11 protein-coding genes are annotated in these 14879 nt (G+C 39.0%); 2 read left to right on the top strand and 9 right to left on the bottom strand.

All coding sequences use genetic code 11. From position 1 onward, the window contains the following. Positions 1–21 precede the first annotated feature (21 nt). The 8 genes from K1X84_01000 to K1X84_00965 all read right to left on the bottom strand — a co-directional run bounded on the left by K1X84_01000 (position 22) and on the right by K1X84_00965 (position 10711). Positions 22–1905 (bottom strand): hypothetical protein, encoded by a 1884-nt coding sequence (locus K1X84_01000; protein MBX7150186.1) that lies wholly within the window; start codon positions 1903–1905, stop codon positions 22–24. An 18-nt stretch (positions 1906–1923) separates the two neighbouring features. Next, entirely contained in the window at positions 1924–2898 is a 975-nt protein-coding gene (locus K1X84_00995; protein ID MBX7150185.1) for a WD40 repeat domain-containing protein, read from the bottom strand. A 164-nt stretch (positions 2899–3062) separates the two neighbouring features. Further along, the gene (locus K1X84_00990; GenBank protein MBX7150184.1) at positions 3063–3314 is read right to left on the bottom strand and encodes a hypothetical protein; all 252 of its coding nucleotides are present in this window, start codon (positions 3312–3314) and stop codon (positions 3063–3065) included. A gap of 419 nt (positions 3315–3733) precedes the next feature. Then, positions 3734–5683 (bottom strand): GWxTD domain-containing protein, encoded by a 1950-nt coding sequence (locus K1X84_00985; protein MBX7150183.1) that lies wholly within the window; start codon positions 5681–5683, stop codon positions 3734–3736. An 81-nt stretch (positions 5684–5764) separates the two neighbouring features. Continuing rightward, entirely contained in the window at positions 5765–6067 is a 303-nt protein-coding gene (locus tag K1X84_00980) for a pinensin family lanthipeptide (GenBank protein ID MBX7150182.1), read from the bottom strand. 236 nt (positions 6068–6303) lie between these two features. Continuing rightward, complete coding sequence (locus tag K1X84_00975; GenBank protein MBX7150181.1) at positions 6304–7308, bottom strand: hypothetical protein; 1005 nt, start codon at positions 7306–7308, stop codon at positions 6304–6306. Between the two features lie 147 nt (positions 7309–7455). Next, positions 7456–10347 carry a lantibiotic dehydratase family protein gene (locus tag K1X84_00970; GenBank protein ID MBX7150180.1) on the bottom strand — a complete coding sequence of 964 codons (2892 nt, stop codon included), beginning with the start codon at positions 10345–10347 and terminating at the stop codon, positions 7456–7458. A 7-nt stretch (positions 10348–10354) separates the two neighbouring features. Further along, on the bottom strand, positions 10355–10711 hold the full coding sequence (locus K1X84_00965) for a helix-turn-helix domain-containing protein (protein ID MBX7150179.1): 357 nt from the start codon (positions 10709–10711) through the stop codon (positions 10355–10357). A 321-nt stretch (positions 10712–11032) separates the two neighbouring features. On the opposite strand from K1X84_00965, the gene K1X84_00960 reads away from it, so the two are divergent. Beyond that, on the top strand, positions 11033–11422 hold the full coding sequence (locus tag K1X84_00960) for a hypothetical protein (GenBank protein MBX7150178.1): 390 nt from the start codon (positions 11033–11035) through the stop codon (positions 11420–11422). On the opposite strand, the gene K1X84_00955 is transcribed toward K1X84_00960, so the two are convergent. Continuing rightward, a complete protein-coding gene (locus K1X84_00955) occupies positions 11423–13729 on the bottom strand; it encodes a WD40 repeat domain-containing protein (GenBank protein ID MBX7150177.1) in 2307 nt (768 codons plus the stop codon). It lies immediately after the preceding gene. A gap of 151 nt (positions 13730–13880) precedes the next feature. On the opposite strand from K1X84_00955, the gene thiL reads away from it, so the two are divergent. Then, positions 13881–14870: a thiamine-phosphate kinase gene (gene thiL, locus K1X84_00950; GenBank protein MBX7150176.1), complete on the top strand. Its 990-nt coding sequence runs from the start codon at positions 13881–13883 to the stop codon at positions 14868–14870. Positions 14871–14879 lie beyond the last annotated feature (9 nt).

Here is a 14879-nt window from a genome sequence, read left to right as displayed (position 1 = left end):
TGTATGTTTGCTCATGTAAATTTAAAAATGTGTGTCAGCAATAATTAATATCCCCGCTAAAAAAGCGTCATTGATCTGCTGAATCACGATCTGTTTGAGTTCGTGATGGTTTTCCGATTCAATCATATCGAAAATTTTAGTTAAAGCGGCTTTCGATGAACAAGGCTCGCTGAAAGCCGATAAAACTAATCCAGTGAATTGTTCAACAAGCGTTTCTTTAACGCCTTCTATTGTAACATAAAGTACAATGAATTTTTCTGATGATTCATTTGAATTGGTAGTAAGCAACCTCACTCTTGGCGATAGTTTTAACTTGGTATCTCCGTCATAATTTTTTGGTCGGTATTGATTCTCAGCTTCAAGTAAAGCAAAACTTTCGACAGCTAAATTCAATTCTCTGGCTGTTTTCTCAATTTTGAAGACTTCATCTAACCGTGAGTCTGTATTTTGGACAGAAAACTTTTCTATATCCTGTAAGCATGAATTCAAAGAACTGTTTTCTTTGAAAAATTCCGGTAACGATTGTTCAATAAAAAAAGTCGTTCGCCGATAAATTTTCGCGCACATTCGCTTTTGTAATTGCGATAAAGAAATGTTGAGCGTTTTATATTTTGGATTGGGCTTGACTCCATTACTTTCAACAACGGGCATTAAAATTGACTTGATCTCCGGATTTAATAATCTTAAATAAAAATAACCGATACCGGCATTCCCCATAAAAAGGCTTAAATCCTCTTCTTTGCCTGCATCAGCAAACCCTGAGATGTACTTACCTATTTCCTGCCTTGATTGAAGCGCCAGTTCTGAAATTCGATAAGCATCCTGCAGGTATGACTCATTTCCGGTTAAACGATAGGCTTCAATCAGAAGATCGGCATTGCCGCCCGATCCATGACACAAAGTAAAAGAACGTTGAGGCCGCGATACTAAATCTACTGAACGAACTTTCTTTACAGCATTCTCATAATCATGAAAATATTCTTTGTCTCCCAAAACTTTCCATGCATGCAAACGCGATAAACCGATACCGGCTGCTCCATGGCACCAGGCGCTGAAATCCCTAGGCGTTGTAAAAAAATCGATATTATTACTTTTGTACGCCTTTTCAAATTCTTCGGCGTCTTTTTCAAACCAAATCCCTTTGCGAAAATCCGGCCAGTTGTTCCATTGCGCATTGAAATAACAATTCTCATATCTAAACGCCTCTCTCGCTAACCAATAAAAAGCTTCGTTTTGAAAATAACGCCCGAGTTCAAGAAAAACGAAACCGATTCCGGCCGCGCCATGCGAAAATCCACAAAGCCCTCGGATCGTTTGTTCTGAACGGTCCCAATAGACTCCATGTTCGGCAACCCAACACTCTTCGATCAATTTCTCAGCAAATCTGTCGGCTAAATCTTCGATATCATCTGAACGTGTGGCATGATACACGTGCAATAACCCTAACAGGGTTCCCGAAAATCCATTGATCAAATCGCATACATGTTGGTTTGAAGCCAACATTACTTTGCTTTTTTTGGCAATTGAAATTGCAGAATGTAATAAGCTCTCATCGCGTATTTCTTTATGCAATTCTAATAAAAAATATGGGATGCCCATTCTTCCGGTAAAAAAGGCGTAATAATCACTGTCCAATTCTTTGCAATGATGCTCGATCCATTTCGCCGCATTACGTACAGCTTCAATGCTTTCCTGATTTCCGGAGTGCCGATAATAGTTTAATAAAAAAAGTGCAATGCCCGCGGTGCCTGAATATAAACTTTCAGATGTGTTCCAACTGATAATCCTGTTTTGTAAAGCCATCGTCTTCCAGCTAATACCGAAAATATCATCTTGCGCTGCTTCTAGAATAGAACGACTTAATCTCGCCAGTTCTAAAGAACTGTTATTACTGGTTTGATTCATTAAAAAATCTCTAATATTTTAAAATTGGTTTGAAATTTTCATAGCCTCCACAGTGCTATTCGAAAATTGTAAAAAAATATTTCCTCCTTCAGAAACGCTGGTCAGTTCAATCACATCAAACTCAGACTTAGCAATCTCATGCACGCCAATACTCCCTCTTGTCACCGTAAGAAAAATGTTATCACTAATTTTATACACGAAGGGTTCTTGAAAATGGAATGAGGATAATTTTGTTTTCAATGAAATATCCCAAATTGTGATATTATTATTAATATCGAAATAGGCGATATACTTCCCCAAGCGGCTGATTATGGGTCTATACATTGAAAACATGTTTTCTGATATCACTGCTTCCAATTGATTGGTTTTAAAGTTCCATATTTTGATTTGATTGTTGTTTGAAAGTGTAACCGCTTTTCCGGTTTTAAAATTTGCTTTAACCGAAACAATTCGATCGGTTGAGTCGGAAATTACAGCGATAGTCTTTTTATGAAACACATCATAAACCTCAATTTTAGATAATGAAAACCTGTCGCTTCGTTTACGATAAACAGGCGATTCAAATTTTTCGACTAAGGTATAAATGGTTGTATCTGAAAAAGCTTCTACATTACTAAAATTCGACGCTGGCTTATTAGAATCTACATCAATTCGATGTATCAGCGTTAAATGCTCTCTATCGAATACATTAAATCTAACCGAATCCCGGGTTATTAAATATTTGTTATCTTTTGAAAAACAGACATCTATGATGGCTAATTCATCTATAAACCGAGTTTGATTTTTGAACTCATGAATATCAACCAATACTAGTTGGCCACTGTCAATGACGGCAATTTGTTTTGCATCATAACTTAATTTGACAACAGTCTTTGGGCTTAACTTCCAATAACCAATTTTTTCAATTTTTAATTGTAAAATGTTTTTTTCACTACATGAAAAAAACAGAATACATAAAAAAAGTAAATGTCTGTTTTCATTCCATTGAATCATTTTTTTTTACAGACCTTCCGTTTATCAATCTTTGAGTTTACTCTAAAAATATGAATACGACGGGTTCCAAATTGTATTATTTTTCATTTATTTTAAATAATGGGAAAGCCCGGCTCTTAAATTCAACTGTTCAGAACACAGGCTTTCCTTTTTGTAATTACCGTTTACCAGGTACAGGCTAAATCAATCGTGCAGTCTGAACCTTGACTTGGACATGGCTGGTATGTACACAAACCTGTCTGGCACCATAAATCAATTGTATAAGTTGGACCTGTACAATTGACTTGCGCCGTTTCGCACCCAACCTCAGTGCATCCAAGATTAGGATTGGTTGGGTCAGGACAACCGGTCAATGTCTGCTCAGCGCCTCCCATGATCCGTTTCTTGGCTACCGTCACAAAGCTCTGTACTTTCAAGTCTTCGAGTTTGAGTTTTAATTTCTTACCCATGACTGAAATCTCCTTGAATTTTCAGGAATTGCTAATGTTATTGGTTTTCATTAGCTTCACAATGGGGAGTTCGTATTACTAATAAATGATCAATGCTTGCTGGCTCGATCACCGTAATACGTAACTTCCCATTTATATTTTTCCTGCTGTTAAAAAAAATTGTTACTTTAGCTAAAACTGCGTGAATCACTTTACACCTTCAAAACGCATCATCCTCCTTTCTATAACTAGTTTTGCATTTGTCGTTGTAATGGTTCTTTATCAGAACCATTATTTTTCGTCATTGCTAATATTCAATCCAAGCCTTGATACCGTCTCCTGATTCGAAGTCAAGTCTTTGACTGTGACTTCTAATGTCGTCTTGCCTTCCGGTATAGGATAATTATTTACTCAATAAATACAGTTTCCCTATGATCTATCTGCTGTTTTGAGATTTTGTCGTAAACTCGCAATATGAAATCAGCCTCGCCTTTTTCTAGGTTGCTTAAATCCAAAGTGATATATTCAAATTCGAATATCGAGGACCCTTGCTTGGGAGTTGTAATGTTTACTGATTTTTTGATAGCACCGAATAATTTTCCAAAAAAATTCTTCTTGGGGTTGATGCTGTAGCTTACTTCGTATTGCGAATGGCCATTATTGTCTAAAGTCAGGTTGTAAATTTCGTAATACAAAGACAGAGTCTGATGATGTTGGAACTTGGTAAACGGATATGGAATTATCTTCACATTTGCATGCTCTTTAACTATGCCACTGTAATAGTCTAAATTTTCTATTCGCGTAGCCCAATCGATGTCACTCACCATCAATTCTCTGCTTTGAAAATCACGTACGTCTAAATCGAAATAATAAATCCCTTGCTTCTCCTCATTATTATTAGCAACCTCTAAAGCGATACGATAACGATTGGGCTTTAATTTCAGCGAAAATGCACTAACAAGATGCATCTCATTTTTAAATTGTGAACTTAAAGTCAAATTTTTACCTTGAGTTTCTTGTTCAACAAAATCGCTGTCAAACGCTTTGATTCGCACTGTTATTTCCGATTGATTCTGATGAAATATTAACTCTGAAACAGGAATTGCGATAGAAATATCAAGTGTCGTTGTATCGATGGTTTTCTTAAATGAAGCAAAACGTATATTGACAGGAAGATGCGGCGTATTGGGACTAAAAATATAAGATATCTTCTTTGATTCATAAAATTCCATCCGAATAAGTTCGGCAGACATTTGCTGATTGATTTCTTCCATTAGCCGCTTTTTGTCTCTTGATGCTGCCAAATTCCACATTAAATATTTTTGTGCCATTTTTTGATAAAAAGGATGCAGATGCGCTCGATCTACAACACTACCACCGATATTACCCAATTTATACTCTCCAAATTCCGAACTTACAAAATCGAAATGTGCAGGGTTTTTATCATCCTCATATACCCAAGAGAGATTTGTTAATTCGTCATTAACATACCATCGGTCGGGTTTCCCACGTCTAATATAGATCAATCCTCTGTCGTCATAACCTGGATTTCCTAATTTATAATAAAATTGTCGAGCGTACTGCAGCCTTTTATAGTGTTCGACAAGCCGCGGATTACTGTCGCGAGTTAACGTCGGATTTCGCTTTTGCCAGAATTTTTTTAAAAAAGAAATTTTTGCATTTGGCAATTTCAAAGCTGCCCAAGCTACAGTTTCATCTTTTTCAGCAATGGGTTCTGCTTGCATGTAAAAACTATTTATGAATAATGAATCTCGGGCGTTTTCTAAAATCTCGTAAAAAACTTTTGTTGTTTTTATTTCATCTCCATCAGCTATCAAAGAATTGAAAAAAATTTCAAAGCTTTCAGAGTCATGTTTGTATTTTGATAATAGCTCGATTAGCTCCTTATAGCGATCTTCTTCAAAAAATATTTCTGCAAGTTCATTTATCGGCTTTTTGAACCCGTAAGTGTTCTTGACATTGTCAATCAACTTGTTAAATATTTCTGCTGCATTATTATTTCCTTTTTCTTTTTCAAGAATGGCCTTAAGAAACAAAGCCTCATTATCTTTTAAATCCATCTGAAAGGCCATATCCAGTGCTTTTTCGGCTTTTTTTAAATGCCCATCGCTCAGTCTATCGAAAAGGCGCCAAGTGATGAGTTTGATTTTATATTCATGAATATGCGCGGCAGCATAATTTTTTAGCTCGTCTACTGATAGGCATTTTTTTTGAAAACAACTATCTAATTGTTCGATTACTTTTTTGTAGTTAGAATTCTCATTATTGCTTTTTTGCGCAACAATATCGCTTCCAATTAGTAAAGTCGCTAGAAATAGAAAATTTAATAACTTCATTTCTTTATTGCCTGTGTATTACAGAAACACCAATGGGTTAAAAAATAGCGAGGTGCAGTACTACCACACCTCGCAGATTGGTTAACATTGCTGCCATGAACATTCTGTGTGTGCAGTTGCTTCGGTTGTACAATTCCCTGTATTTTGGCAAATAGAACCACACAGAGTATATTCACCGCCATAGGTACACCCCACAGTATCGCCGCATTGGGCTGACTCACATCCAATTGTAGGACCACAACCAACCTCAGTATATTGCTGGCAAGTATTCGTACCGCATGCATCCGGATGGGTCGGCAATAAACCACCGACAATGAATTTGGCTGCCGTTACGAAGCTCTGGACTTTCAAGTCTTCGAGTTTGAGTTTTAATTTCTTTCCCATGACTGAAATCTCCTTAGATTCAGGGAATTGCTAATGTTATTGGCTTTCATTAGCTTAATATCGGGAAGTTCATATTACTAATAAATGATCAATGCTTGCTGGCTCGATCACTGTAATACGAAACTTCCCATTATAATTTTCCCCATTGTTAAACAATTAGTTATTTGTTAAACTGCTAAAATCACGTCACACCTTCAAGGGACATCACTCTCCTTTTAGTTTTGTTGTGTTTTTTCTTACCACAGGCAGTGCGTGTCACCGCTCAGCCAAATTTCCAAACTCCTTTTGAGTAAATATCCCAAAAAAGCTTCATCCTGATTTTGGATTCCCAAGCGGTTATTGGTCATGTGAATATAACTCGTCCAGATCGACCACAATAACTGGCGTTTCGATGGAACATCAATTTGGTCATTGATTCTAAAACTTTTTGGAAAGATCAATTTATTTTTTGAATAAAGTCCGTTCAATTCAGTCAGAATACCCTTCATACCGTGCAGCCAGTCATTCAGCCATGCCTGCTCGAAATCGGCATGATCGATGAGCGCTTCCCACAAAGTTTGCTGAAACGGTATAAGCTCCGATTGCTGCTTATTAAAATGTTCCTCAAAAACCTTCAAAATTTCATTCTTTTTTTCCTGAAAATTTTCTGCCGAAAGACTGTGTCCAACCGCACTGGACATCCATCCCTCTGCAATCACTGAAAAAAAATATTTCGCCTCATAAAGACTCATACCCATCGCATAAGCAAAACCCAAATGCAATTGCACTGCGGCGCCCAAAGCGCTGTCATAACTCCATGATCGGTTTTCTTCGATAATGGACAATACCACTTTTGACGATATTTCGAATTGCTTTTCGGCAATGAGTATTCCTGCTTGCCCGCTATAGCGCTCGATTTCCGGTTCGTAATCCACCCATTGAATGCTGTTATTGGGAAACCATGCTTTTTCGGGCGGCAATTGTTTTATCCATTCCGGCTCATAGCGTTGAGATGGCCGTGCTTTAAAAAAATCGGTAAAATAATCCGTTAAATAAGGTTTAAGCTTCTTCTCGATAATATTATCTTCGCCTTTGAAGCGCAACCGAATATGCGGGCCTTTTTCCCAATAACGGATAAAGAAAAACTGATCGGCCAATTTTTCTTTCATTACATTTTGGATAAAAGGGTGGACTGTTTTCGACAGAAAATTTTCCCAAGGCTCGGCGTAAAAGAAATAAGCAGACGTCCAGACATTTTTCATAAATTAAAAATTAAGAATTGAAAATTATTTGGTTGCAGAATAGCAGACACTTTCATCACTCCGATTCACTGAGGCGGAAGGAGTCTGTGCAATACCATTCTGAAGAATTAGAGACTCTGAAACAAGTTCAGAGTCGGTTTTTTTAGTTTAAAAATTTGTGCCATTAAATTTATACCATTGAATGACAGATTCCGAAACATGTTTTTTATCGCCGATGGACAATAACTGATCGGATGCGGGAAGCATTTCTTCGATTTTCAAACGATTAGGAGCTTTCTCCGCGCATTTATTAAATAACCGGACCAAAAACGGGTTTTTGAACGCAATGTATTGCGGTTTGTAATCATCACGGCGGAGTTTACGTGCCTGTTCCGGTTTCAGCATTTCCTGGCCTCCACGGGAAGCGACAAACACAAAAACCTCGTCAGGAATATCCAGAGCGATCCGCCATTCATTGGCTCTCACAAAATAAGCGGCCTCCGTTTCATCGTTTTTTTTGACCGGCAATTGGCTACAGTCAATGGACCATGACTTTCTTTGCAAAACGAGCCAGTCTTCAAAAATAATTCTAGGCGATATTTGTACGTTTTTTTGTTCTTTATTTTCAGGCGCGCTTTGAACGGCAAGATTGATCGATTGGTTAACCGGATAAACCGACCAATATTTTGCCGCCGTAAATTTTTCCAAAAGCTGAAAAAGGGGTGAGCGTCCGCCGTGACCTTGAAAGCCGAGATCAAATATAAAAACACGTTTCCCGCTCGGTTGGTGATAAAGAATCAATTGCCGGCTTTCGATTCTTACAGCCAAATCCGTGACAGGAATTTGTAAATCGGTTTTCAAGCTATTGTGGCCGCCCGGAATTCGAACTTCGAATGGCATCAAAGGCGGATGGAGATTGGCGTTGAAGTAAGATCCGTCACAGTCTTCGAGAAATATTGCATTTTCCGGAATCACATGCTGATTCCATTCCCGCAACATTTGCGTGTTTTCCGGTTCGAAAACGTGTAAAAAACGGCTGAACATTTTCCCATAACCCGGAAAAGTGCCATTGACAACCGCTTTAAATTGTCCCCGATCTTCGAACCATTGCAGAAAAGCGCCCAAAGACACCTGATTATCTTGACTGATTAAATTGAATTGACGATTGATTTCACGGACGTCTTCAACCGTAATTTTATGTTCATCCGACAATCCTTGCGTTTTGAGCAGCCGTTGTCCTAAAGCTTCCTGCCATAATTTGCGAAGTTTGTTTCGTTCATCGATTTCCGAAATAATCATCGCCGGAGAAACATCATCAATTTTTTCCTCTTTTATTTCTTCCTTTGTCTTTTCTTCTTTGGGAGTTATAGTTTGATCCTTTAAAAATTGCCGGTAATGTTGGTTCTTTAACCGATCTTGACGCTCGGCCTCGGGTTTTTTGTAATCGCGATAAAAATCCTCATAGAAAGTAATCAGATTGACCGATGCTTCATCGCCGTATTTTTTTGCAAAGTAGTTGGTCATGATATCAAACTCATCCATACGGCCTTCAAAAAGTGACAAAGTTTCAAGCAAAACATTTAAAGATTGAATTTTATCGGCAATAACATCCATTCGAACCGAAAATTTCGGTATTAAGCTGGAGTCCTCGTAATACATTTGTTCGGGTTTGAATCGGAAAACCGTAGAAATTACCCGTTGAAAAACCTCTTCGCCGTTTTCATTTTTTTCCTGAAGTTCATTGTCGCCGTTCTCTGTTTTTTCTTTTTCTTGTTTTGAAGATGGAGCAGGCGTTACCGGTTCAAAAGCTTTTTCATCCAAACCGGCGGAGATATAAATTTTCTTGCAGATATTTTTGAATTCCTCGTGCGTCCTTTTAAGTAATTCATATCGATGTTTGACATCGTTTGTTTGAGCAAATTCTTCAGCTTTTTTTCTGATGTTTTTTAAAGAAGAAATTAATTCTATCGCTAAAGGATTTTGTAAAAAATGCAATTGCCCGGTCAAACGCTCGTCCCAATCCGGATCGATTCCTGAAACGCGCAAATCGAATTCCAGCAGACCGAAATTGATCAATTCGTCAAGAAATCCTTCTATTTCTTCAACCGGTGCATCAATATATTCTTCCAAAAGAATGGTTTGAACGAGGTCCTCGTAAGAAATTCCTTCCGGTCGTTGCATGCATAGATACACAAAAACTTCTATTACCGGAATCGCTTCAATTTTTTGAAATGCCTCGACGTTGTTATGGTTGGTAAGAAAACGGTAATCGGTACCATCCTTCATCAAAGTAGGATTCAGGCGAAGCCATATTTTTTTCCTGATTTCCGGATGCTTGATCAGAAGCCCGTGTAAATATTGGAACAAAAAATTATTTAACCGGACGTGGCTTTGAGATGCACTGATAATGTCACTTGCAAATTCAATGAATGAATTTTGATTGTCAGAAAGATTACCCAATGAAAGATGGGTAAATGTACTGAAAGGAGAAGTTTTGGCGTACGTGCGTGAAAGATATTTCATCAGCGATTCGATAGTTTGAAAAGCGCGGCGGGATGGCATTTCAGTGCGGGCAATAAATTCGTTAACATTTTGTAAAAGTGATTGCGAAGATAAAACGAGGCCTTTTTGCAAAGATGGGTTTCGAGCCAAATTTTTTAGAACAGAGTGCGCCTGATTCAATTCAGAATTAAACAATCGGTCAACAGCTTGTGACCAATCATCGCGTGTTTTGACCAAACTCTCCAGAGTCGCAAGCGCATTACGGAGTTCCGCCGGGAGCGCAGCTATGATTTCGAGATTTTTAGGATGATCGAATTTGCGAAGATTAAAAATGTCCCTTTTTAAATTAAGCAGATTTTTCTGGTAAAGTTGTTGATTGGATGCCAGTTTGATGTGTTCAAACAGCATGTCGCAGACCAATTGTTTCTGTGAAGCTAACTGTCGCTCGAGTTCAATTTTGCGCTTAATTCGTTTGAATGTTTCCGGCGCTTCGAGTTGCTGCAATTCGGCGATAGGTCCGGCAGCTATTCGCATTAGTATTTTTGGAAAAATTTGCATTGTACGCTTATTCCTTTAAAGTAAAACGCTTTTCGATTTTGTTTTGCCATGTCTTGAGTAATTGGAATTTATCATGAGCAGTAACTGCAATGATTTTACATTTTGACGGGGCGATTCCAAAACACCGGTGAAAAGATTTTCGAAATGCATCGTACGTTCTGAAACCGGCAAATTTTGCTACAGCTTCAAGCGACACAGGTTTACTATGTACAATAGCATTTATTGCCGTATGGAGGCGCAACGATTCCAAAAAGGCATGAGGTCGCTTTTTGAATCTGGATAATGCAATTCTTTGAATTTGCCTTGTCGATAGATTGAGCTTGTCTGCCAATTCATTTACGTCACATTCTTTGAAATCAAACATAACGCCCCCTAAAATTATTTGTTATGAAATGAAAAGAAGGGAGAAAATTGGGAAATCCCTCAAAGAAAAGCTTTGTATATTACAAATTCTGAAATATCTCATGCAATAAGAAAAATCGGACATTATTAAATTTCACCCCTAGAAAACATAACAAACTGTCTTTATTGAATTAACGCGCGTAAAAAATTGTTATTTTATTTTTCACTTCTTTTCACCTATAAGACTCAAAATGATATTTTTTCCATAAAATTAATGGAATTGCTTTTAATCTCTTTTTGCGCTACTTTTACGTAATTATTAAATAAATTTCTTTTATAATATATGCTCGAAATACTCATTATCGCAGGATTTGCTTTACTGCTGGTCATACAATTGTATGTTTTAATGCGAATTAGAAAAACGATGATTCATGTGGCCCATTATCTGAAATTAGTTAATAAAATTTTTAAGGAAATGGTCAAAACGCATGAATCGACTGTAGCGACGATCAAGGAAAACCAGCAGGCGTTGAATGCTTCAGCTTTAAATACGATCCGGACCAATCAGAAAAAAAATTGCCAGATTTGTAAATTCCGGCAATCATTCATTAAAGTCGAAAACGATAAAATTGCTTTTACGTATCAATGCGGGCTGACGAAAGATGAGATAGCGCTCAGTTTTTATTGTAAAAAATTCGAATACGATATGGAATCGTCGAAATCCGGGAATTGATCACCATCCGTTGTAATAAACATACATCTTCGATTCACTGCTTTTAATTCCCCTTCCATTCTGCGCAATCACCGTAATCCGGTTATTTCCTGCTATCAACTTAACGTTCATGTGCGTTATCAACTCGCTAACCTTTAATTCTTTTTTGGTGAGTACAAGTGCATCGTTGAGGTACACTTCAAAAATCAGATCTTCATTGCGACCCTTTGCGGCGATCTCCAGTTTCAATTCGCCCTGATTAATGGACGGTTGGCTGTAAGGCCTTATAATTTCAACGTGCGGCGGGAGGCTGAATTGAAATTTCGACTCGTTGTAAACCGTCGATTGAAGTATATTCGCAACACTTTCGCGGTTTTTATGAATTTCAGAAAATTGTTTCAGACTAAAAACTTCATTATCCACGCGCCAGTGAACGTAAGCATCGCCGTTTTTTGACGCGACGTAATTACCGTTTTCGGCACACGTAATCCATTCACCGTTACGGAACCCAATCATCGTTGCTATCAGTTTACCCGTCGCAACGTCCCAGATTTTGATCGCACCGTCATGAGCGGCAGAAATCAGACGCTTACCGTCATGGGTAAATACAACATAATTTAACATCGCCGTATGGCCTTCGAGCGTCTGAAGCAATTTTCCATTTTCACAATTCCACAACCGTATGGTATGATCTTCACTCGCCGATGCAAGTACATTACCATATAGTGCAATGCTGGCGATCGGGCGATCATGCGCTTTGATTTTTCGTAACAACGTGCCGTCTGAAAAATTCCAGACAGAAATAGCTCCATCTTGTCCGGCTCCGAAAAGCAAACTATCATTTTTTAAAATCATTTGGTTGATCAGACCGTTATTAAAAACATACTTTGCTTTACCGGTTTCTAAATCCCAAACACGTAATGTTTTGTCGAAAGCCGATGACGCAAGATAACGTCCGTCCTTTGAAAAACACAAAGCCATGATATTACCCGAATGACCCAAAAAAGTTTGTTCGAAACGACTTTCCGGGAATGACCACACATGAATTTTCCGGTCGTATCCGCCCGTGGCCACGCGCGTTTGCCGCGCATCGAACGCGATCGCAAAACATAAAAATTCATGATTGGCAAACATTTTTATTTCTTCGCCTGTCGAAAATTTTTTTATTTCCGCCGATGGCCCCGCGCTGATGGATGTGATCAGATCAAGCGAATCATTCAGATAAGTTTGCATCACGCCTTGCGACGGAATAGTCTTAGACAATTCGCCGGTTTTCAGATCCCACACGCGAATCAGGTTGTCATAACTCGAAGCAATGAGATAGCGGTCGTCTCCGCTGACAGCAAGATGGGAAACAAACAGACTTTGTGCGCCGATTTCCTGTACAACTTCTTGTGTTTTGAGATTAATGATCTTTACTTTTTTATCGGTACAGGCTTCGATCAGCAGTTCACCGTTTTGCGTGAGCGCAATGTCGGCGATCGAATACGCATTGTGATCGATCAGGCGAATCCAGTTGCCGTCTTTAAAATCAAACATCTCCAAAGTATTATCGAAGCTGGACGATAAAACATATTGCTGTTGCGGATCAATCGCCAGCGCTTTGTTAAAATTAGCCCATACTGAACGAACACTTCCATTATTCAAATCGAAAATTTTAATAAATCGATCGCCGCCGCCGGAAATAAGATATTTCTGATCATCGGTGAAATTGAGTTTTGTAATTTCCTCTGCATGCTCATGGAAGACTGCTTTTAAATTACCGGTTTTAGTTTCATAAATTGCTATTTCCCCGTTTTCAAACCCGGCCGCGAGTAATGACAAATCTTTCGAAACCGCCAATGCGGTTGCTGAATCAATTGTAAACAAGACGATTGGTTGTCCGACGAGTAGCCCGGAAAGTTTGATGGCCATTTTCCGGCCAATACAATCATAAAACAACATTTTAAGGCCATCCTCGCTTAAGCCAATGACGTTTTGCCCTTTGATTTGACGTACGATCTGGCCATTGTCAATGCGGCGAACCCGAATTGTGCTGTCAGGTTTGAAAATATATGGACTTCCTGTGACCAGAAATTTTCCATTGGGCGTGATACATATGGAGCCACTGGCATCGTCATAGATTCGGATAAACGCCCCTGTTGCAAGGTCCCAAAGTCGGGCGGTTTCATCCGTACTTAAGGTTACAAAATATTTTTCATCGGGTGTCAGTACGATGCGTGTGAGTGGGGCGATATGCCCGTCGGGAACAAGCAACTCCTGCGCTTGTATCAAAACCGGCAGGTATAGCAAAAACCAATGGATTCTCATAGCAAGGTAGAATCGCATGAGGAAGGTGCTTTCGGAAAATAATGACGTATAGTGAACCGTATTATTTTAAGCGAAGATGCCCGCAAAGTCAAGCGGGCAACCATAAAATCCTTTGATTAAATGCCTCCATTCGGTTATATTCAACCGATTTTGAGAAGCGTTGGTTATTATGCGAATCAGCGACATTGGGGAATTCGGGCTCATTGACAAAATTCAGGCAATTTTAGGCTTAAGCGGCCGGAGCAATCGATTGCATTTGGGTATCGGGGACGACGCGGCAATTTTTGAAACTCCCAAAGGCTACTTTTCGATCGCGACGGTGGACACTATGATCGAAGGCGTGCATTTTGATCTCCGATATACGGATTTTCAGTCGCTCGGTTGGAAAGCTCTGGCGATCAATTTAAGCGATATTGCGGCGATGGCCGGCCGGCCTAAATGGGCTTTGGTTAATCTGATTTTGCCCGATAAATTGAGTGTTGAGAATATCCAGGATTTATATCGCGGATTAAAAAAAGCTGGCCGCCGTTTTAATACAACGATCATCGGCGGCAATATTGCCAAAAGCGCTTCTGAATTGTCCGTGACTATTACAGTTTTAGGCGAAGCCAGAAAAAATCGATGGCTCAAACGTTCTTCAGCCAAACCGGGCGATGTTATTGCTGTGACCGGTTATCTGGGATCGTCGCATGCAGGCTTACAGGTTTTGAAGAATAATAAAAATAACCGGTTTTTTTCACATGTGATTAACCGGCATCTTCGTCCTGTACCTCGATTTGATTTTATTGAACTGTGCCTGAAACGATGTATTCCTTTAAACGCTTGCATTGACTTGAGCGACGGTTTGTCATCCGATTTGCGGCATTTGTGCGAAGCAAGCCGTGTTGGCGCGGTTATTAATTGCGATCGTTTGCCGATTCATCGGGAAACCCGCAAAGTATCTGACCAATACACAAAAAATGTGTATGACTATGCGCTGGACGGGGGAGAGGATTACGAGCTTTTGGTAACGATGTCTATGAAAAATTTTGAAAAAGCGAAATATTTTTTCAAAAAACAACTTACAATGATCGGCGAAATCACATCCGGTAAAAAAATTATTCTTCGCTCGGGCAATAAAGAGCTTCCGCTTACTGCCGGTGGATACACACACTTTTAGGAAAAGGAA

It is taken from the genome of bacterium (assembly GCA_019695335.1).
Taxonomy (GTDB): Bacteria; CLD3; CLD3; order SB21; family SB21; genus JABWBZ01.
This window is presented reverse-complemented; position numbering and strand designations above follow the sequence as displayed.

What these genes read in the sequence shown, in the direction of transcription:
- K1X84_01000 (MBX7150186.1), bottom strand. Translation starts at nt 1,905, where the DNA reads ATGAATCAAACCAGTAATAACAGTTCTTTAGAACTGGCGAGATTAAGT.
- K1X84_00995 (MBX7150185.1), bottom strand. Translation starts at nt 2,898, where the DNA reads ATGATTCAATGGAATGAAAACAGACATTTACTTTTTTTATGTATTCTG.
- K1X84_00985 (MBX7150183.1), bottom strand. Translation starts at nt 5,683, where the DNA reads ATGAAGTTATTAAATTTTCTATTTCTAGCGACTTTACTAATTGGAAGC.
- K1X84_00980 (MBX7150182.1), bottom strand. Translation starts at nt 6,067, where the DNA reads ATGGGAAAGAAATTAAAACTCAAACTCGAAGACTTGAAAGTCCAGAGC.
- K1X84_00975 (MBX7150181.1), bottom strand. Translation starts at nt 7,308, where the DNA reads ATGAAAAATGTCTGGACGTCTGCTTATTTCTTTTACGCCGAGCCTTGG.
- K1X84_00970 (MBX7150180.1), bottom strand. Translation starts at nt 10,347, where the DNA reads ATGCAAATTTTTCCAAAAATACTAATGCGAATAGCTGCCGGACCTATC.
- K1X84_00965 (MBX7150179.1), bottom strand. Translation starts at nt 10,711, where the DNA reads ATGTTTGATTTCAAAGAATGTGACGTAAATGAATTGGCAGACAAGCTC.
- K1X84_00960 (MBX7150178.1), top strand. Translation starts at nt 11,033, where the DNA reads ATGCTCGAAATACTCATTATCGCAGGATTTGCTTTACTGCTGGTCATA.
- K1X84_00955 (MBX7150177.1), bottom strand. Translation starts at nt 13,729, where the DNA reads ATGCGATTCTACCTTGCTATGAGAATCCATTGGTTTTTGCTATACCTG.
- thiL (MBX7150176.1), top strand. Translation starts at nt 13,881, where the DNA reads ATGCGAATCAGCGACATTGGGGAATTCGGGCTCATTGACAAAATTCAG.